Here is a 17,223-nt window from a genome sequence, read left to right as displayed (position 1 = left end):
CACACGCTAGCGCTCGCCGCCCCTTCCGGCACCCCGGTTCGTGTGGGTGATCACATCATCGGGCGATCCGGTCCAGAAGTACCGGCGGCGCGGTCTTCTGGTCCAGGTCGCCGATGTCGATCGCGGCCGTCAAGGCGGACTGCGCGCCCGCGAATGCTTCCGGGGTATCGCTGTGCAGCGTGAGCAGAGGTTGGCCCGCGGTAACGGAATCGCCGGGCTTGGCGTGCATTTCGATGCCCGCGCCGAATTGCACCGGGTCGCCCTGGCGCGCCCGGCCCGCGCCCAGCCGCCACGCGGCGATGCCGACGCCCATGGCGTCGAGGCGGGTGAGCACGCCGTCACGATCGGCGCGCACGACCTCGGTGTGCCGCGCCCTGGGCAGCGCCGCATCGGGGTCGCCGCCCTGGGCCTTGACCATCGCACGCCAGTGGTCCATCGCGCGGCCGTCCGCGAGGGCAGCCGCGGGATCGACATCCAGGCCCGCGAGCGCCACCATTTCCCGGGCCAGCGCGATGGTCAGCTCGACGATGTCGGCGGGACCACCGCCCGCGAGCACCTCCACCGATTCGGCGACCTCGAGCGCGTTGCCCGCGGTGCGGCCGAGCGGGGTATCCATCGAGGTCAGCAACGCCACGGTCCGGACACCGGAATCAGTGCCCAGTTCGACCATGGCCGTAGCCAATTCGCGCGCGTCCGCCAGGGACTTCATGAAGGCGCCGGTTCCGACCTTCACGTCGAGCACCAGTGCCGCGGTGCCTTCGGCGATCTTCTTGCTCATGATCGAACTGGCGATCAGTGGAATGGACTCGACTGTCCCGGTGACGTCCCGTAACGCGTACAGCCGCTTGTCGGCCGGAGCCAGATCCGCCCCGGCCGCGCACACCACCGCACCGATCTCCGGGTCCGCCAGCATCTCCCGCATCCGCTCGACCGAGACATCGGCCCGCCATCCCGGAATCGACTCCAGCTTGTCCAGCGTCCCGCCGGTGTGCCCGAGCCCCCGCCCGGACAGCTGCGGCACCGCGGCCCCGCACGCCGCCACCAGCGGCGCCAACGGCAACGTGATCTTGTCCCCCACCCCGCCGGTCGAATGCTTGTCCACGGTCGGCCGCGGCAGATCGGTGAAATCCATCCGGCTGCCGGAGGCGATCATCGCGGCCGTCCACCGCGCCGTCTCCCGCCGCGTCATCCCCCGCCACACGATCGCCATCGCCAACGCGCTCATCTGCTCGTCGGCGACTTCGCCTTTGGTGAATCGATCGATCACCCAATCGATTTGGGCATCCGAGAGTTCCCCGCCATCCCGCTTGGCCGTAATGATCGAAACCGCATCCACCGCCGTCATCCGGCCAGTCTCGCACGGGACACCCGCGGGCACTGGTCCTTGCCGGTGCCCTCCGATAGCCTCGCTGCATCATTCGTTCGGAGCGAACTGCTGAGCCTAGAGCTGCCCGGCGTCCAGGTCGTCTGGGCCGAAGGCGTCGGGCAGTAGCTCGCGCAGCGGCTTGGCCCCGGCTCTGTGGTCGACCAGAAGGTCGGGTCCGCCGTGTTCGTAGAGCAGCTGACGGCAGCGGCCGCAGGGCATCAGGATTTCGCCGCGGGAATCGGTGACGGAGACCGCGAGTAGGCGTCCCCCACCGCCGGAATGGAGGTTACCGATGAGTACACATTCGGCGCAGAGGCCCAATCCGTATGAGACATTCTCCACATTGCACCCGCTCACAATTCGACCATCGGAGCTGAGAGCTGCGGCCCCGACCGGAAACCGCGAGTACGGCGCATAGGCATTTCGCATGACTTGAATTGCGTTGTCACGCAGGACATTCCAGTCGATTTCCGGCATCGGAAACCCTCCGTTCGCCGAGCCGGGCGCGGCCGCGAGAGGGCTGCGGCGCACCCCTTTACGCATTGAATGAGGTAAACCTAAGTCGCCTCAATGTAGCGCAACGCACGGCACGCCGAATTAGTTCCGGCATTAGTAGGGGATTAGAGTCCACAACAGATCGGTTCAGGTTCCCGGCGGCGGGCCAGCGCTTCAGGAACAAAGCGCGCCCACCTGGGCATTAGCCCCCTCCCGCAGTCGGAAACAGGGCCTGTTACCGGGTCCATCAACGACGTTGGAGGCACCGCACTCTATGACCACGATAGAAGCTCCGGCCCCGCCGAAGCGGAAGTTCACGCTGTATCGAGGCGACCCGGGTATGTGGTCCTGGGCGCTGCACCGGATCACCGGTGTCACCATCTTCTTCTTCCTCTTCGTGCACGTCTTGGACACCGCACTGGTCCGGGTCAGCCCCGATACCTACGACCAGGCCATCGAGACCTACAAGACCCCCATCGTCGCCCTGATGGAGATGGGCCTCGTGGTCTGCGTGCTGTTCCACGCCCTCAACGGCGTTCGCGTCATCCTGGTCGACTTCTGGTCCAAGGGCCCGAAGTACCAGACGGTGATGCTCTGGGTCATCCTCACGCTGGTGGCCCTGCTGGCCATCCCCGCTATCGGCCGCATGTTCTTCTACCTGTTCACGGAGCACTGATATGTCGGCACCTGTTATCGGGAAGTCCTACGACCGCCCCGCGAGCCTGGACCTGCCGCGCTCGCCGCGCGCCCGCTCCAACAACAACTTCGAGAAGTACGCGTGGCTGTTCATGCGCTTCTCCGGTGTGCTGCTGATCTTCCTCGTGCTCGGCCACATGACGATCATGCTGCTGCTCGACGGCGGCGTGAAGCGCCTGAACTTCGCCTTCGTGGCGGGCCGCTGGTCCTCCCCGTTCTGGCAGATCTGGGACCTCACCATGCTGTGGCTGGCCCAGCTGCACGGCGGCAACGGCCTGCGCACCGTCATCGACGATTACTCGCGCAAAGACTCCACCCGCTTCTGGCTGAAGGCCGCGCTGGCTGTCTCCATGATCCTGGTCATGGGTGTCGGCACCTATGTCATCTTCACCTTCGACCCCAACATCAGTTAGGAACAGGCGAACTCGCAATGAGTGATTCCCGCATTCAGGAGCATCGCTACGACGTCGTGATCGTCGGTGCCGGTGGCGCCGGCATGCGCGCGGCGATCGAAGCAGGCCCGCGTGCCCGGACGGCTGTTCTGACCAAGCTGTACCCGACCCGCAGCCACACCGGCGCGGCCCAGGGCGGCATGTGCGCCGCGCTGGCGAACGTCGAAGAAGACAACTGGGAATGGCACACCTTCGACACCGTCAAGGGTGGCGATTACCTCGTCGACCAGGATGCCGCGGAGATCATGGCCAAGGAGGCCATCGACGCGGTGATGGACCTGGAGAAGATGGGTCTGCCGTTCAACCGGACCCCCGAAGGCAAGATCGACCAGCGTCGTTTCGGTGGCCACACCCGCGATCACGGTAAGGCGCCGGTCCGCCGCGCGTGTTACGCCGCCGACCGCACCGGCCACATGATTCTGCAGACGCTGTACCAGAACTGCGTCAAGCACGACGTGGAGTTCTTCAACGAGTTCTACGTGCTCGACCTGGTCATGACCGACTCCGACCGCGGCCCCGTGGCCACCGGTGTGGTCGCCTACGAGCTGGCCACCGGCGACATCCACGTCTTCCACGCGAAGTCGATCGTGTTCGCCACCGGCGGTTCGGGTCGCATGTACAAGACCACTTCCAATGCCCACACCCTCACCGGTGACGGCATGGCCATCGTCTTCCGCAAGGGTCTGCCCTTGGAGGACATGGAGTTCCACCAGTTCCATCCGACCGGCCTCGCGGGTCTGGGCATCCTCATCTCCGAGGCTGTCCGCGGCGAGGGCGGCATCCTGCGCAACGCCTCCGGTGAGCGCTTCATGGAGCGCTACGCCCCCACCATCAAGGACCTCGCGCCGCGTGACATCGTCGCCCGCTCGATGGTGCTCGAGGTGCTCGAAGGCCGTGGCGCCGGACCGAACAAGGATTACGTCTACATCGACGTGACCCACCTCGGCGAGGACGTGCTGGAGGAGAAGCTGCCCGACATCACCGAGTTCGCCCGCACCTACCTGGGTGTGGACCCGGTGCACGAGCTGGTGCCGGTCATGCCGACCTGCCACTACGTGATGGGCGGCATCCCGACCCGCATCCGCGGCGAGGTGCTGCGCAACAACACCGACGTGGTGCCCGGCCTGTACGCCGCCGGCGAATGCGCCTGTGTCTCGGTGCACGGCTCGAATCGTCTCGGCACCAACTCGCTGCTCGACATCAACGTGTTCGGCCGGCGCGCGGGTATCGCCGCCGCCGAGTACGCGCTGCGCACCGAGTTCGTCGAGATGCCGGAGAACCCGGCGGCGATGGTGCAGGACTGGCTGGCGCTGATCCTGTCCGATCACGGCAACGAGCGGGTCGCCGATATTCGCACCGAACTGCAGTACACGATGGATATGAACGCCGCCGTGTTCCGCACCGAGGACACCCTCAAGCAGGCGCTGACCGATATCCACGCGCTCAAGGAGCGGTACACGCGGATCACGGTGCAGGACAAGGGCAAGCGCTACAACAGCGACCTGCTCGAGGCCGTGGAGCTGGGCTTCCTGCTGGAGCTGGCCGAGGTCACCGTGGTCGGCGCGCTCAACCGCAAGGAATCGCGCGGCGGCCACGCCCGCGAGGACTACCCGGACCGCGACGACACCAACTACATGCGCCACACCATGGCGTACAAGACCGGTCCGGATCTGATCTCCGATATCCGCCTGGATTACAAGCCGGTGGTGCAGACCCGTTACGAGCCGATGGAGCGTAAGTACTGATGACTGCCACACTCGACAAGGCGGATACGCAGAAGCCCGCTCCGGTCCCCGAGGGCTCGGTCATGGTCACCGTCAAGGTGGCCCGGTTCAACCCGGAGGACGACAAGGGCGCGCACTGGGAGTCCTTCCAGGTGCCGGTGCTGTCGACCGACCGTTTCCTGAACGTGCTGATCTACATCAAGTCCTACCTGGACGGCACGCTCACCTTCCGCCGCTCCTGTGCCCACGGCGTGTGTGGTTCGGACGCCATGCGGATCAACGGTGTGAACCGGCTGGCCTGCAAGGTCCTGATGAAGGACATGCTGCCCAAGAACGGCAAGCCGCTCACCATCTCCGTCGAGCCGATCCGCGGCCTGCCCGTGGAGAAGGACCTCGTGGTGAACATGGAGCCGTTCTTCGACGCGTTCCGCGCGGTGAAGCCCTACCTGATGACCTCGGGTAACGAGCCCACCCGCGAGCGCATCCAGAGCCAGGCCGACCGCGCCCGGTTCGACGACACCACCAAGTGCATCCTGTGCGCCTGCTGCACCACCTCCTGCCCCGTGTACTGGAGCGACGGCAGCTACTTCGGCCCGGCCGCGATCGTGAACGCCCACCGCTTCATCTTCGACAGCCGCGACGAAGGCGCCCGCGAACGCCTCGACATCCTCAACGACGTCGAAGGCGTATGGCGCTGCCGCACCACCTTCAACTGCACCGACGCCTGCCCCCGCGGCATCGAGGTCACCAAGGCCATCCAGGAAGTCAAGCGTGCCCTGCTCTTCACGCGCTAAATCTCCAAAAGCGAAGGCCGCCCGCTTCTCCGGAAGCAGGGCGGCCTTTGTCGTTCCCGACCGCCGTCTAGGTCCGCGGGAAGTTCTCGATGTGATCCACCAGTTTGGCACCAAGAACCGAAATGATCATGAAGCTCCCGAACCAGTTCACCGTTCGTTCCGCCGCACCCCACAGCCAGCTGTCGCGCCAATCGGAAGGGTTGTCCGGCTCCGCATCGCCGGCCGCCTCCGCCCAGATACCGGTCCGCGCAACGGCATAGCCGGCAACGAAGGTGAAGGTGGCGATGTAGTTGACCCAATGACCAGGGCCGAGATTGCGCCACACCACCACCCCGACCAGCACAAGCCCTCCCACGGCGAACAGCAGTGTCAGCCGGGTAGCCCAGATCACTCGAGTCAGCCGATCCGCGACACCCAAGCGTGCAGACGAGGACGCCGCTCCCGTGAACAACGCTCGCAGATTGAACGCCCCTTCAGCTCGTAACAATGCGACCAGCTTGACCAGATCGTCCCTGCGCTCACTCAGCCATGTCCATCCGAAGGCAGCGACATTCCACGGTGGTCGCGCGAAACCTCGGTAGTACAGCAGGCCTCGGACGTGCGAGCGGTTCCGCAGAAACCCCCGGCCGCGGAGATCGTCTCGTTCGACAGTCCGGCCGCCACGCCGGGTCTGCCATCGATTCAGCTTCTGGACTCGCCTACCGTTGCGACGCCGAGCGGGCCTATGGTGATGGCAACGCTTCCACTCGCCCAGGACCCGGTTCCGGCATGGGTGACCGGTGGTCGTCAGGGGATACTCACAAATCACCGGCCATACGGTGCCGCGCGACCACCACACCGCTGTTGCCAATACTCCGGCGACAATCGGAAAGACGACGGCGAATGACACCGGCCACGGGATCCCTGACGGGCTCACATCTTCGAACCATCCCCCGGCGCGCCCCCACAGGTCCGCGAGGTGTTTGATTACCTCCGCCATAGCGAGAGCATACGGACCTGCGGCCAGGGTCGTAGGACGATCGAGTCAGTGTTTCAGTTTTACTGTGCCCCTGCAACTTTCGAGCGGGAGTGGGCGGCGCGCTCGGGGGTGTCGTCGTCCATGGTGGCGAAGAACGCGCCGACGACGTCCTCGATCTCCGAGATCGATTCCGCGCAATACAGAATCGGCTGGTAGTGGGTGATGTCGTAGGTGGCGGTGCCCATTTCGATCACGTCCAGGGGGCGGAGGTCGGCGTCGCGGAATTCGGTGATCTCGCCGAAGGAGGAGAGGAGACCGGCGCCGTAGCAACGGATTTCGTCGCGTTCGCGGACTACGCCGAATTCCATGGAGAACCAGAAGACGTCGGCGAGGAATTTCAGGGCCTTGTCGGTGGTCAGGCGGTTCACGGCTTCGCCGACGGTTTGGTAGATGGCGGCGAAGCGGGGGCTGGCGATCTGGTTGGCGTGGCCGATGATTTCGTGGATGGCGTCGGGCTCGGGAGTGTAGAGCGGGGCGGAGTGGTGACGGATGTACTGGGTGGAGTGGAAGATTCGGTCGGCGAAGGAGCCGAAGAACTCGCGCAGCGGCACCAGGCCGGCGGCTGGTACGTAGCGGAAACCGCTGAGCGGGAACAGTTTCTCGGAGACTTCGTCCAGTTGCGGGATGCGATCGCCGGGCAGGCCGAGCCGGGCGGCGGCGTCGAGCACCTCCCGGCAGGCGAAGGTCTCGTGCTTGCGCGCGAGCTCGTAGGAAACCGTTCGCCACACCTGTTGTTCTTCCTCGGTGTAGGCGATGCGGGGCAGCGGCTGTCCGGGTGCGTACTCGAGCGCCAGCGCGGCGATGGCGTTGCGACGGGTGCGGTAGTCGGGATCGCCGACACCGGGGTGCTCGTCGCTGAGGTGCACCGTCACATCGCCGTCGCCGCTGCGGGTTACGGGGGAGTACAGCTGAGCTTCGGTGAACATGCCTCAAGGCAAGCACCGCCCGACCGCCGCGACAACGAAAGCCCGTCCAGGTGCGCAATCTGCCTAGGAAACGCGGGTCGCACTGGTCAGTGGTAGGCGTGCACCACCGCATGTCCCTTGCCGCGGCCGATCAACCATTTGTTGACCGGCGTGGTGATGACGAACGCGACCGCGAAGGCCACCGCGAGGGCGCCCCAGAAGAGCAGGTCGCCGAGGCCGGCGTGCATCGCGCCGGGAATCAGCAGCAGCATCGCGTTGTCGACGATCTCCATGACGGTGATCGAAACGGTGTCCGCGGCCAGCGCGATCGACAGCGCCGCACCGAAGGCGACCCCGGCCTTCATGACCCCGCGCATGGTCAGGGCGTACCCGAAGACGAAGGCCAGCACGATCGCCAGCGCCATGGTGGCGGTGTTGTTCCAATTCAACGCGGTACCGATCACCATGCCGAGTACCTCGCCGATGGCGCAGCCGGTGAGACAGTGCAAAGTCGCCTGCGCGGCCATTTGCCAGCTCGCTGATCCGTGCTGCGTAGTGTGCGCGGCATGGTCGTGCACGGCGTGCCCCTGAGATGCGTGTCCGGAGTCTTCGACATGCTCGGCGGGGGTCCCGTGCTCGTGATCCATGCCGGGAACTATACCCCCCTAGGGTAATTGGTCAAGTTGTCTTCGCAACCTTCACTGCCGGATTTGCCGCATATGAGCGGGGTCATGGCGCAAGATGGCGAAAGTCCTGTGGACGACTACGGCCGGCCACAACGAAGGAGGACGCCTTGCGCACCGTTCGAATCGATCTCGACCAGAAGTTGCTGGCCGCGGCGGCCGCCATCATGGGCACCGCCGAGACCAACGCCACCGTCAACGAGGCCCTGCGCCGAATCGTGGTGCACGAGCGGCAACTTCACAATCTGGAGCGCATCGCCTCGGCGGCACTGTGCCCGCTCCCGGCGCTGGACTCGGGTGCCGTGGTCGACGGTTAGGCCGGTTTGGCGCACCGGGTATCGGGTGGTGCGACGAGTTCGTTCAGATATTTCATGACCGGCTCGTCGATGCACGGCACTCCGTCAAAGACCGCGCCGTGCTGGAAGCCCTCGAAGGTGAGCAATGATGCGCCGAGGGCTTTGGCGAGATTCACCCCGCCTTGATAGTGCGTCGCCGGATCGCCGGTCGTCGCCACCACCACCGTTTTCGGCAGACCCGGCGCAGTGAGCTGATGCGGCTGGGAGTTCGGCGGCACCGGCCAGAAGGCGCAGACGTCCAGCGCGATTTCCGGCGCCAGCTCGCCCGGGTCGAAGATCGGCCCGGCCGCGCGGTAGCGGCGTTCCAGGTCGGTCGCGACGGCACGATCGGTGACGCGCGCGTCCTCCAGGCAGAGCACGGCCTTGAACACGTAGTCGCCGTTCTCGCCGCCCGGACTGAGCGTGCCCTCCTCGAAGGGGAACGACTCCCCCCGCTTGACGATCCCCAGCACATTGGTGAGCTCCGGCCAGAACCTCGGGTGGTAGAGCGCGTTGATGGTGATGCTCAGCACGTCGGAGTACCCCAGCTTGTCGGGGTCCAGCAGCACCGCGGGCTCACGCAGCGTCTTCAACAGCGCGCGGAACACCTCGGTGCTGCGCGCCGGATCGGTGCCGAGCGGGCAATCGGGGGCCTTCGCGCAGTCGGCGGCGTAGGCCTCGAAGGCGCGCTGGAACGCGGCGCCGTCGACGACCGAGTCGTCGATGTTGCGCGCGGGGTCGATACCGCCGTCGAGCACCATCGCGCGGACCCGAGTGGGGAACAACTCGGCGTAGGTGGACCCGAGGCGAGTGCCGTAGGAGACGCCGAAATAGGTGAGCTTCTCGTCGCCGAGCACCGCGCGCACCACATCGAGATCGCGGGCCACATCGACGGTTCCGATATGCGCGACCAGGTCCAGGCCGGACCGTTGCACGCACGAGGTGGCGAAATCCTCGTGCTCCTCCTCGATCTGATCGATTTCACCCCAGGCATTGCTGAAGCCGAGGAGTTGCCGCTCCACCGCCAGCTGTTCGCTGTCCTGGCAATCCAGGCGCGGTGTGGAGGCGCCGAGACCGCGCACGTCCATGCCGATCACATCGAAACGTTCGCCCAGCGGCGACTCGGCCAGGCCGACCGGCATGGTCAGGCCGGGCCCGCCCGGACCGCCCGGATTGGTGACCACCGATCCGATCTTCGCGCCGCGAGCCCGTAAGCGGGACAAGGCGATCAGCGCGGTATCACCGGCCGGGTCGGCGTAGTCGATGGGCACCGTCACCCGGGCGCATTCCAAGGCGACCTCGACCTCGGCGGTGCCCTCGTAGCCCGCACAGGAACCCCAGCTGATCTGCTGCTGGTAGAAGCGGTCCAGCGTCGGCCCCGGCGACGGCGTGACGGCGGGTGCGCTGGAGCAGGCGGCCGCGAGCAGTGCGGCCGCGGCGACGATTGCCTTGCGGCGTATCAACATTCACTATCCCTCGGATCCGGCTGTGCACAGTCTGCCCGACCGCCTGCCGGCCGCAATCGGAGAGGCCCCGGCCGCCCGCCCGCCGACCCGCCCAGAGCTGTCGGTGGGGCCTGGCATGATCCGAGTTCTCCAACACGCGAGGGGGTCCGAGATGTCGGTACCGATTGCGAATCTGCCGTTCCGGCAACGGCCGCGGGAGCGGTTGCTGGAGCTGGGCCCGCACGCGCTCAGCGACAGCGAGCTGCTGGCGCTGCTGCTGGGCCAGGGGCGGCGCGGGGCGAGCGTGCTGGATCTGGCCGCCGAACTACTCGCCGAGCACGGAGGCGTCGCCGGGCTGGCCGCCGCGCGGCCCGAGGAGCTGGCCCGCCGCACCGGGATCGGCGCCGCCAAGGCCGCCACCATCATCGCCGCCTTCCACCTCGGCGCCCGGGCCCGGCACAGTGTCGACACCGCCGTCCGGCTGGAGTGCGCGGCCGATGTGGTGGGCGTGGCCCGGCCGCTGTTCGCGGGCGCCCGGGTGGAACGGCTGCTGGTGCTGGTCTGCGATGCCCAGAACCGCTTGCGCCGCCAGGTTTTCGTCGCCGAAGGCGCCATCGATCAGGTGGCCATTCCGGTCCGGGAAATCCTGAACACGGTGCTGCGGCACGACGGCCGCGCCTTCGCCCTGGTGCACAACCATCCCTCCGGCGACCCCGACCCCAGCCTCGACGACCGGCGCGCCACCGCGCTGCTCATCGATGCCGCGCACACCGTGGGCCTGCGTTTCCTCGATCACGTGGTGCTCGCGGGCGAGCAGTGGACCTGCGCCGCGCCACTGTTGCGCGTCGCGGACTGAACAGCGTCATAAAGCGATTCAATGAGGGGCGGTCGGAGATGAACAGGAGGCGGTCATGAAGGAGCCGAAGGACACGCGGGAACTCGGCAGGCTGGGCGAACCACCCATCGGGCAGCGCTACGAGCTCGCGGGGCGGCGGCTGTACCTGCACCGGTCCGGCAGCGGCGGCCCGGCGGTGGTGTTCCTCCCCGGCGCCGGCGCCGTCGGCTTGGACTACTTGAACATCCACGACCGGGTCGCCGAATTCACCACCTCGGTGCTCTACGACCGCGCGGGCACCGGCTGGAGCGACCCGATCCCCTTGCCGCGCACGGCAACCGAGGCCGCCACCGAACTGCACGCCCTACTGCGCGTCGCCGAGATCCCGGCCCCCTACGTGCTGGTGGCCCACGCCCTCGGCGGCGCCTACGCCCGCCGCTTCACCCAGCTCTTTCCCGATGATGTCGCGGGCCTGGTCGCCCTGGAGTCCTTCCACGAGGACTGGGACGACTACCTGCCCGATCCCCTGCATCTGGACAACTCCCCCACCGCCACCCCCGGCCGCGTCCAGACCACATTCCTCCGTGTCCTCTCGAAACCGTTCTACCGCAAGATGTTCGCCGCCTGGCCCGCCGAAATTCGCACCGCCCTCGTGGCCGGGCACGTCACCCCCGAATGGATGATCAACGGCGCCAAGGAACGCAGCAACCTGCCCGCCCTGCGTGCCGAACTGCACTCCGGCGGCCCCCTCCCCGACCGCCCTCTCATCGCCCTGGGCACCCTCGCGCCCGACCCCGCCCAACGCCTCGGCTTCTCGAAAAACTCCACCGCGGAACTGAACTCGAGCAAATCCCGCCTCTACACCGCCATGGCCGCTTCGGTATCGAACGGCGAATACCGCGAACTCCCCAGCGCCAAGCACAGCACCATCCAGCTCGATGCCCCGGACGAAATCGTCCAGGCAATCCGCGACGTGATCGCCCGGGCCGCGGGGTAGGTCCTACTCGCTCAGCGGCAGGCCCTCGTCGAGGAATTCGAGGGCGCGGCCGACATTCTCGGAGTTGACCGGGTGGACCAGGGAGATGGCGACGCCGGCGCCGGCCAGGGCACCGGCGGCGACCCGGATTTCGAAGTCGTCGACGGAGCGGCCGGTGCGGGCGGCGAGCAGGCCGGCGATCATGTCGATGCCGCGTTCCAGTTCGACGCCGATGGCGGGGCGGAGTTCGGGGACGTGATACAGCAGGGCTTGGCGTTCCTGTTCGAACGCGATTTCCTCCGGGGTCAGGGTGGCGTAGACCGCGCTGATCGCGTTGCGCAGCGCCAGGAACGGGCGGACTTCCGGGGGTTGGGCGTGGAATTCGGCGATCATCGGGGGGTCGAGGTCGTCGGCTACCACCAGCTGTTCCTTGCTGGGGAAGTAGCGGAAGAAGGTGCTGGGTGAAACCTCCGCGGCCGCGGCGATCTGTTCGATGGTGGTCTCGCTGTAACCCTGTTCGCGGAACAGGCGGAAGGCCTCGGTCCGGATGGTGCGGCGGGTGCGTTCCTTCTTCCGCTCGCGCAAGCCCGGGACCGCGGGGGCTGCACCTGGTAGCTCAACCGACATGTGTCGATTCTGACGCATGAGCCGCGTCGTGGGTCGCATCGAACGGTTGCACCGGGCGGCGCGGCAACACCCAGAGGGCCAGCGGTACCGCGAGCAGGCAGATGGCGGTGCACACCCACAGCATCAGGCTCATGCCGCTGACGAACGCCGACCGCACGGTTTCCAGTGCCGCCGGGTCGCTCCCGGCGGCCGCGACTCCGCTGCTCACCCCGTCATCGAAGGGGGCGCGGTCGAGGGCGCCGAGTTCGGCGCGGTAGCGGGTGGCCAGGATGGTGCCGAGCAGCGCGACACCGATGGTGCCCGCGGCCTGGCGCAGCGCCTGCAGCAGTGCCGAGCCCACGCCGGCGCGGTCGACATCCAGGTCGTCGACGGCGACCGCCATGCCGACCGGCATGCCCAAGCCCATGCCCGCCCCGACCACGGTGGTCCAGCAGGCATTGAACCAATAGGGGCTGCCGGTTTCGGTCAGCGCGCCGAGGCCCAGCCCGATGGCCAGCGCCGCCAGCCCGATGGTCAGCACGACGCGCGGACCGGCTTTCGGCAACAGCCGGCTGCCGATCCGAGCCCCGACGACCAGGCCGCCGATCAGCGGCAACAGGCGCAGACCGCTACCGAGCGCGTCGACACCGAGAACGGCCTGGAAGTACTGCGGCACCGTGAAGAACATCCCGAACATCGCGAATGTCATGAGCACGGTAAAGGTTGCGCCCCAGCGGAATCCGGCACTCGCGAACAGGCCGAGGTCGATCAGCGCGAATCGGCTGCGCCGCTGCCAGATCAGGAAACCCGCGAGGATCACCACGCCGGCCGCGAGCACCAGCCAGGCGAACCCGTCACCCCAGCCCTCGTCTCCGAAACGAATGAATCCATAAGTGAGCGCGAGCATTCCGGCCATCGACAGCAGCACACCCGCGAGGTCCAAGCGGCGCCGCTCGGGGTTGCGCGATTCCGGTACCAGCCACAAGACCGCGGCGGCGCCGATGACTGCGATCGGCACATTGATCAGGAATACCGAACCCCACCAGAAGTTGTCGATCAGCCAGCCGCCGAGGACCGGACCGAGAGGTAGCCCGAGCGCTGTGGCGGTCACCCAAATCGACAGGGCGCGAGCGCGTTCCGCTTTGTCGGGGAACAGCACCGGCAGCACCGCCAGCGACAGCGGGGTCATCGCCGCGGCGGCGACGCCGAGCAGCACGCGGGCGGCGATGAGCTGACCCGAGGTGGTCGCGAACGCGCAGGCGAGCGAGGCCGCACCGAACAGCAGCATCGCGCCGAACAGGATCTTCTTGCGGCCGTACCGATCGCCGAGCGCACCGGCGGGCAGCATCACCGCGGCCAGCGCCAGCGTGTAGGAGGTGCTGAACCATTGCAGCGCAGCGGTATTCGCGTTCAGGTCGACCGCCAGGGTGGGCAGCGCGATGGTCAGCACGGTGATGTCCAAGCCGATGACGAGCATCGAGAACGCCAGCGCGCCCAATGCCAGCCAGCGGCGGGTCGCTTCGGTCTTCATGACCCCTCCAAAAAATGGTAGCTACATTATTTTGATAGTAACCCCCATTTTGTAGTCGATGTCAATATCTTCGGCGCGCCGGAAGGCACCGCGCAGCGCAGGCCCAGCTCGCCCCGCACCGTTAGGCTCGCTACCGATGAAGATCCAGGGCACCTCACTCCTCGCCGCACTGAGCGCCGGCGCCGTGCTGGCCGTCTCGGCCGTGACCGGTGGCGCGTCCGCGCAACCCGCACCGCCGAGTTCGGTGACGACGACACCGTTCACCACCCCGAATACCGACGGCTGCCCGCAGAAGACCACGCCGCCGGCGCCGGTCGACTCCTCCGAGGTGCCCGCGCCGGGCTCGACGACACCCAAGCCGCTGTCGATCCCGACCCCCGCGGTCGGCGGATCCCGGCTCGGTGACTGCGGATTGGTGCTGCCGAAAGGCGCGCCCGCTGTCCCGCAAGACATTTCGTCGACCGCGTGGCTGGTCTCGGACCTGGACACCGGTGCAGTGCTGGCCGCCAAGGACCCGCACGGCCGCTACCGCCCGGCCAGCACCATCAAGGTGCTGCTCGCCATCGTCGCGCTGCGCACCCTGGACCTGGACACCGTGGTCACCGGCACGCAGGCCGACGCCGACGTCGACGGCACCCGCGTCGGCATCGGGCCCGGTGGCCGCTACACCAACCGCCAGCTCATGCAGGCGCTGGTCATGGCTTCCGGCAACGACGCCGCGCACGCCATCGCCACCCAGCTCGGCGGCGACGACGCGGCGGTAGCGAAGATGAACGAGCTGGCGAAGTCGTTGTACCTGTTGGACACTCGCGCCGCGACGCCCTCCGGGTTGGACGGCCCCGGCATGAGCACCTCGGCCTACGACCTGTCCGCGGCGTTCCGCGAGGCCATGACCATCCCGCTGTTCGCCGAGCTCATCCACACCGAGCAGGTCGACTTCCCCGGCTATCCCAAGAACCCGAAAATTCCTGAGGACAAAGACCATCCGGGCTTCGTCGTCGCCAACGACAACCACCTGCTCTACAACTACGACGGCGCCTTGGGCGGCAAGACCGGCTTCACCGACGACTCCCGCCACACCTTCGTCGCCGCCGCCGAACGCGACGGCCGCCGCCTCGCCGTCACCCTCCTCAAGGCCGAGGTCCTGCCCATCCGCCCCTGGCAACAGGCCGCCCGCCTCCTGGACTACAGCTTCGCCCTCCCCCGCGGCTCCGAGGTCGGTACCCTCCCGAGCCGCAACGGCAACCCCGCCAATCCCTCTGCCGCCCTTGCCTCCCCGCCCCCGCGCGAGGACCCCGCCCCCGCCGCCGAATCCAACGGCAGCAGCACGATCCGCACCATCGCCCTGGCTGTCGGCATCCTCGCCGTCCTGGGCTTGGTCCTCTACATCCACCGCCTGACCAGCCGCCGCCGCTGACCCCTCCCCCAACGAACACCGCGGTCGGTGCCCTCCCCACTCCGGGCACCGACCGCCCCCCGACGCCCGCTCCCGACCAACCTCGGAAGCGTGTCGTCAAAGAGTTGGACGCGCCCCGGTCCCGATCGGTTCCATCGAATTTCCGCGACTCAGCTACTGAGTCGGCAGGTCGAGGCTCGAACCCTCGTCCTTCGTCGATGGCTGCTGCTCGGTGCTCGCCGGTTCCGTCAGAGCCTCGACGATCTTCGTCCGGACGTACTGTTCACCAGCGGTCTGCGCGGTATCCAAGCTGCGTCCGACCAATCCGGACTCGTTGCCCCAGACCAGATCCGCGACCTTGTCGCCGACCAAGCCCGCTACGACGGTGTCGCCCAGTGCCTTCTTGATCGGGTTCTTGATCGCGTTGTGTACACCCTTCGACGCGATGTCGGTCAGGTCGTATCCGTCCCGCAGCCCCAGCTTGATTTCGGCGCTCTGGAATGCGAACTCCTGGGTGACTCCGAGTACCGCGCCGATGGCCGCCTGCTTGGCCACCCACTTGACGATGGTCCGGACCAGGATGTCCTGTACCAATTTCTTGAGTGCCTGGGTGATCACCAACCGCACCGATACCTGCACGGCCGCGCCGGCGGCCACACTCGTACCACCCGACGGCACCGCAGCCGCGGCGGCGATCGCCAATTGCACGACGAGATAGACCAGCATCGCGATGATGAAGAGCTTCACCGCGAGGACCAGGAAGGCCATCATCCGCAGGACGAACGCTAGTTGCCTGCAGAATTCCGCGAGGTCGGCGAGTGCGCCGTCTGCCCCGCCCGCCTTCGCCCAGAACTGCTCGATCGCGTCGTGCGTGTCGCCCTCGGTGTTGGCGAGGACAACTTTGATGACATCGTCGCCGTAGTCATTGAGCTGTTCGAGCAGCGAGGCCATCTGGTCCCACTTGTCGGCAGCGCCACGCAGGCCGGTTTCATCCGCCTCAGGCCATTTGTAAACTACCAGTGCGGCAACGGATTTCAGTTCATCGGGTATTTCCAGTCCCACGCCGCTCAGTCCTTGTCCTGGATCTGGCTGGTGATCTTCGTCAGCGCGGACTTGAATTCCTCATCGAGGTTCTCGAAGGTCTTTCCGGTGGTGTCGACGCCCTTTTCGAGGAACTCGAACATCGACACCGCACCCTGAATGAGTTCGAGCGCTTCGGTTGCTTTGCCGGTGTAGTTCGTTGCGAAGCTCGCACCGAATTCGTCGGTGCCCCAGACTTCCCCGAAGCTGTCCAGCCCGGATTTCAGCTCCGACAGCCCGCTGGAAAGGTCGGTGGCCAGTTCGGCGAGCTTGGGCGCCTGCGCCTTGACCTTTTCCGGGTCGATCCCGAAATTGCTGTCACCAGCCATGGTTGGCCCCCAGTCCCTTCCAGTGCGGTCCTTCGTCCTCGTCGTCCGCGGGCAGCAGCGGCTCCGGGGCCGGTGCGACCGCGGCCGGCTCGGGCGGACTGGGCAGGATGTCGCCGATCGGCTCGCCGATGAACGGCAACTCCTCGTAGAACTGTTCCGGTGGCGTGAACTCGGCGGCGGCCGCGGTGACCGGCGCCAGCAAAGTGTCCATCGCCGATTTGGCGGAGTGGGCCGCCACCTGCGAGGCCTGTAGGAACGAGGCGGCGAGCTGCTCCGGCGTAGAGCGTTTGAAAGCCCCTGGGTCGACGAAGACCTCGACGGGTACCCCCGCCGCGTTCGTCGTCACCCGGATCATGTTGTCGTCGGACCAGCCTTCAGAGGTGCTGGCCGCCAGCGCGTCCCGCGCGTTCGCGATGTCGCGCAACTGCTGCTCGTAGGTGGAAAGCATGGTGTCGACCTGCCCTTGCAGCGCGTCGGTGCGCGCTCGCAGCCGGTCCTGCTCAAATGAATTCATAGTGAACCCTCAGATCGAATGTCTCGTCAGAAGGTTGGACGCT

19 protein-coding genes are annotated in these 17,223 nt (G+C 66.9%); 8 read left to right on the top strand and 11 right to left on the bottom strand.

Annotation, left to right across the window (positions count from 1 at the left end):
* Positions 1 to 55 precede the first annotated feature (55 nt).
* Entirely contained in the window at positions 56 to 1,345 is a 1,290-nt protein-coding gene (locus tag IBX22_RS22765; RefSeq protein ID WP_194817517.1) for a thymidine phosphorylase, read from the bottom strand.
* 96 nt (positions 1,346 to 1,441) lie between these two features.
* Positions 1,442 to 1,843: a cytidine deaminase gene (locus IBX22_RS22760; RefSeq protein WP_194817516.1), complete on the bottom strand. Its 402-nt coding sequence runs from the start codon at positions 1,841 to 1,843 to the stop codon at positions 1,442 to 1,444.
* Between the two features lie 292 nt (positions 1,844 to 2,135).
* Here IBX22_RS22760 and sdhC point away from each other — a divergent pair, with 292 nt between their 5' ends.
* Genes sdhC through IBX22_RS22740 form a run of 4 tightly spaced genes read left to right on the top strand, consistent with a single transcriptional unit; the run spans position 2,136 to position 5,527 of the window.
* Complete coding sequence (sdhC, locus tag IBX22_RS22755; RefSeq protein ID WP_194817515.1) at positions 2,136 to 2,537, top strand: succinate dehydrogenase, cytochrome b556 subunit; 402 nt, start codon at positions 2,136 to 2,138, stop codon at positions 2,535 to 2,537.
* 1 nt (position 2,538) lies between these two features.
* The gene (locus IBX22_RS22750) at positions 2,539 to 2,970 is read left to right on the top strand and encodes a succinate dehydrogenase hydrophobic membrane anchor subunit (RefSeq protein ID WP_194817514.1); all 432 of its coding nucleotides are present in this window, start codon (positions 2,539 to 2,541) and stop codon (positions 2,968 to 2,970) included.
* 17 nt (positions 2,971 to 2,987) lie between these two features.
* Positions 2,988 to 4,754, top strand: a complete 1,767-nt coding sequence (gene sdhA / locus IBX22_RS22745; protein WP_194817513.1) for a succinate dehydrogenase flavoprotein subunit — start codon at positions 2,988 to 2,990, stop codon at positions 4,752 to 4,754.
* Complete coding sequence (locus IBX22_RS22740; protein WP_194817512.1) at positions 4,754 to 5,527, top strand: succinate dehydrogenase iron-sulfur subunit; 774 nt, start codon at positions 4,754 to 4,756, stop codon at positions 5,525 to 5,527. Before sdhA ends, IBX22_RS22740 begins: the two co-directional genes overlap by 1 nt.
* A gap of 67 nt (positions 5,528 to 5,594) precedes the next feature.
* On the opposite strand, the gene IBX22_RS22735 is transcribed toward IBX22_RS22740, so the two are convergent.
* The 3 genes from IBX22_RS22735 to IBX22_RS22725 all read right to left on the bottom strand — a co-directional run bounded on the left by IBX22_RS22735 (position 5,595) and on the right by IBX22_RS22725 (position 8,097).
* Complete coding sequence (locus IBX22_RS22735; protein WP_194817511.1) at positions 5,595 to 5,870, bottom strand: hypothetical protein; 276 nt, start codon at positions 5,868 to 5,870, stop codon at positions 5,595 to 5,597.
* A 695-nt stretch (positions 5,871 to 6,565) separates the two neighbouring features.
* On the bottom strand, positions 6,566 to 7,471 hold the full coding sequence (locus tag IBX22_RS22730; protein ID WP_194817510.1) for a phenylalanine 4-monooxygenase: 906 nt from the start codon (positions 7,469 to 7,471) through the stop codon (positions 6,566 to 6,568).
* Between the two features lie 86 nt (positions 7,472 to 7,557).
* Positions 7,558 to 8,097, bottom strand: coding sequence for a DUF4396 domain-containing protein (locus IBX22_RS22725; protein WP_194817509.1), 540 nt, complete (start codon positions 8,095 to 8,097; stop codon positions 7,558 to 7,560).
* A gap of 146 nt (positions 8,098 to 8,243) precedes the next feature.
* Here IBX22_RS22725 and IBX22_RS22720 point away from each other — a divergent pair, with 146 nt between their 5' ends.
* On the top strand, positions 8,244 to 8,450 hold the full coding sequence (locus tag IBX22_RS22720; RefSeq protein ID WP_194817508.1) for a type II toxin-antitoxin system VapB family antitoxin: 207 nt from the start codon (positions 8,244 to 8,246) through the stop codon (positions 8,448 to 8,450).
* Here IBX22_RS22720 and IBX22_RS22715 read toward each other — a convergent pair.
* Entirely contained in the window at positions 8,447 to 9,934 is a 1,488-nt protein-coding gene (locus tag IBX22_RS22715; RefSeq protein WP_194817507.1) for an alpha/beta hydrolase, read from the bottom strand. The two genes, IBX22_RS22720 and IBX22_RS22715, sit on opposite strands and share 4 nt — an antisense overlap.
* 151 nt (positions 9,935 to 10,085) lie before the next feature.
* Between IBX22_RS22715 and IBX22_RS22710 the strand changes: the two genes are divergently transcribed.
* Positions 10,086 to 10,769 (top strand): RadC family protein, encoded by a 684-nt coding sequence (locus tag IBX22_RS22710; protein WP_194817506.1) that lies wholly within the window; start codon positions 10,086 to 10,088, stop codon positions 10,767 to 10,769.
* 55 nt (positions 10,770 to 10,824) lie between these two features.
* Positions 10,825 to 11,745 carry an alpha/beta fold hydrolase gene (locus tag IBX22_RS22705; protein ID WP_194817505.1) on the top strand — a complete coding sequence of 307 codons (921 nt, stop codon included), beginning with the start codon at positions 10,825 to 10,827 and terminating at the stop codon, positions 11,743 to 11,745.
* A 3-nt stretch (positions 11,746 to 11,748) separates the two neighbouring features.
* Here IBX22_RS22705 and IBX22_RS22700 read toward each other — a convergent pair whose 3' ends face one another.
* Both IBX22_RS22700 and IBX22_RS22695 read right to left on the bottom strand, forming a co-directional pair.
* Positions 11,749 to 12,351 (bottom strand): TetR family transcriptional regulator, encoded by a 603-nt coding sequence (locus IBX22_RS22700; RefSeq protein WP_194817504.1) that lies wholly within the window; start codon positions 12,349 to 12,351, stop codon positions 11,749 to 11,751.
* A complete protein-coding gene (locus IBX22_RS22695) occupies positions 12,341 to 13,861 on the bottom strand; it encodes a DHA2 family efflux MFS transporter permease subunit (protein WP_194817503.1) in 1,521 nt (506 codons plus the stop codon). The genes IBX22_RS22700 and IBX22_RS22695 overlap by 11 nt, the downstream gene beginning before the upstream one ends.
* A gap of 136 nt (positions 13,862 to 13,997) precedes the next feature.
* Between IBX22_RS22695 and IBX22_RS22690 the strand changes: the two genes are divergently transcribed.
* Positions 13,998 to 15,278, top strand: coding sequence for a D-alanyl-D-alanine carboxypeptidase family protein (locus IBX22_RS22690; RefSeq protein ID WP_194817502.1), 1,281 nt, complete (start codon positions 13,998 to 14,000; stop codon positions 15,276 to 15,278).
* A gap of 153 nt (positions 15,279 to 15,431) precedes the next feature.
* Here IBX22_RS22690 and IBX22_RS22685 read toward each other — a convergent pair whose 3' ends face one another.
* The 3 genes from IBX22_RS22685 to IBX22_RS22675 are packed head-to-tail and all read right to left on the bottom strand — an operon-like array spanning position 15,432 to position 17,180.
* Positions 15,432 to 16,319: a hypothetical protein gene (locus IBX22_RS22685; protein ID WP_194817501.1), complete on the bottom strand. Its 888-nt coding sequence runs from the start codon at positions 16,317 to 16,319 to the stop codon at positions 15,432 to 15,434.
* Between the two features lie 5 nt (positions 16,320 to 16,324).
* Positions 16,325 to 16,666: a hypothetical protein gene (locus tag IBX22_RS22680; protein ID WP_194817500.1), complete on the bottom strand. Its 342-nt coding sequence runs from the start codon at positions 16,664 to 16,666 to the stop codon at positions 16,325 to 16,327.
* Positions 16,656 to 17,180, bottom strand: a complete 525-nt coding sequence (locus IBX22_RS22675) for a YbaB/EbfC family nucleoid-associated protein (RefSeq protein WP_194817499.1) — start codon at positions 17,178 to 17,180, stop codon at positions 16,656 to 16,658. The genes IBX22_RS22680 and IBX22_RS22675 overlap by 11 nt, the downstream gene beginning before the upstream one ends.
* Positions 17,181 to 17,223: the final 43 nt, after the last annotated feature.

It is taken from the genome of Nocardia sp. XZ_19_385 (assembly GCF_015355755.1).
Classification (GTDB): domain Bacteria; phylum Actinomycetota; class Actinomycetes; order Mycobacteriales; family Mycobacteriaceae; genus Nocardia.
Note: the sequence above shows the minus strand (reverse complement) of the source record. Positions and strands in the feature narration are given on the sequence as shown.

What these genes read in the sequence shown, in the direction of transcription:
- IBX22_RS22695 (WP_194817503.1), bottom strand. Translation starts at nt 13,861, where the DNA reads ATGAAGACCGAAGCGACCCGCCGCTGGCTGGCATTGGGCGCGCTGGCG.
- sdhA (WP_194817513.1), top strand. Translation starts at nt 2,988, where the DNA reads ATGAGTGATTCCCGCATTCAGGAGCATCGCTACGACGTCGTGATCGTC.
- IBX22_RS22690 (WP_194817502.1), top strand. Translation starts at nt 13,998, where the DNA reads ATGAAGATCCAGGGCACCTCACTCCTCGCCGCACTGAGCGCCGGCGCC.
- IBX22_RS22760 (WP_194817516.1), bottom strand. Translation starts at nt 1,843, where the DNA reads ATGCCGGAAATCGACTGGAATGTCCTGCGTGACAACGCAATTCAAGTC.
- IBX22_RS22715 (WP_194817507.1), bottom strand. Translation starts at nt 9,934, where the DNA reads ATGTTGATACGCCGCAAGGCAATCGTCGCCGCGGCCGCACTGCTCGCG.
- IBX22_RS22680 (WP_194817500.1), bottom strand. Translation starts at nt 16,666, where the DNA reads ATGGCTGGTGACAGCAATTTCGGGATCGACCCGGAAAAGGTCAAGGCG.
- IBX22_RS22740 (WP_194817512.1), top strand. Translation starts at nt 4,754, where the DNA reads ATGACTGCCACACTCGACAAGGCGGATACGCAGAAGCCCGCTCCGGTC.
- IBX22_RS22725 (WP_194817509.1), bottom strand. Translation starts at nt 8,097, where the DNA reads ATGGATCACGAGCACGGGACCCCCGCCGAGCATGTCGAAGACTCCGGA.
- IBX22_RS22705 (WP_194817505.1), top strand. Translation starts at nt 10,825, where the DNA reads ATGAAGGAGCCGAAGGACACGCGGGAACTCGGCAGGCTGGGCGAACCA.
- IBX22_RS22675 (WP_194817499.1), bottom strand. Translation starts at nt 17,180, where the DNA reads ATGAATTCATTTGAGCAGGACCGGCTGCGAGCGCGCACCGACGCGCTG.
- IBX22_RS22700 (WP_194817504.1), bottom strand. Translation starts at nt 12,351, where the DNA reads ATGTCGGTTGAGCTACCAGGTGCAGCCCCCGCGGTCCCGGGCTTGCGC.
- IBX22_RS22710 (WP_194817506.1), top strand. Translation starts at nt 10,086, where the DNA reads ATGTCGGTACCGATTGCGAATCTGCCGTTCCGGCAACGGCCGCGGGAG.
- IBX22_RS22765 (WP_194817517.1), bottom strand. Translation starts at nt 1,345, where the DNA reads ATGACGGCGGTGGATGCGGTTTCGATCATTACGGCCAAGCGGGATGGC.
- IBX22_RS22730 (WP_194817510.1), bottom strand. Translation starts at nt 7,471, where the DNA reads ATGTTCACCGAAGCTCAGCTGTACTCCCCCGTAACCCGCAGCGGCGAC.
- IBX22_RS22750 (WP_194817514.1), top strand. Translation starts at nt 2,539, where the DNA reads ATGTCGGCACCTGTTATCGGGAAGTCCTACGACCGCCCCGCGAGCCTG.
- sdhC (WP_194817515.1), top strand. Translation starts at nt 2,136, where the DNA reads ATGACCACGATAGAAGCTCCGGCCCCGCCGAAGCGGAAGTTCACGCTG.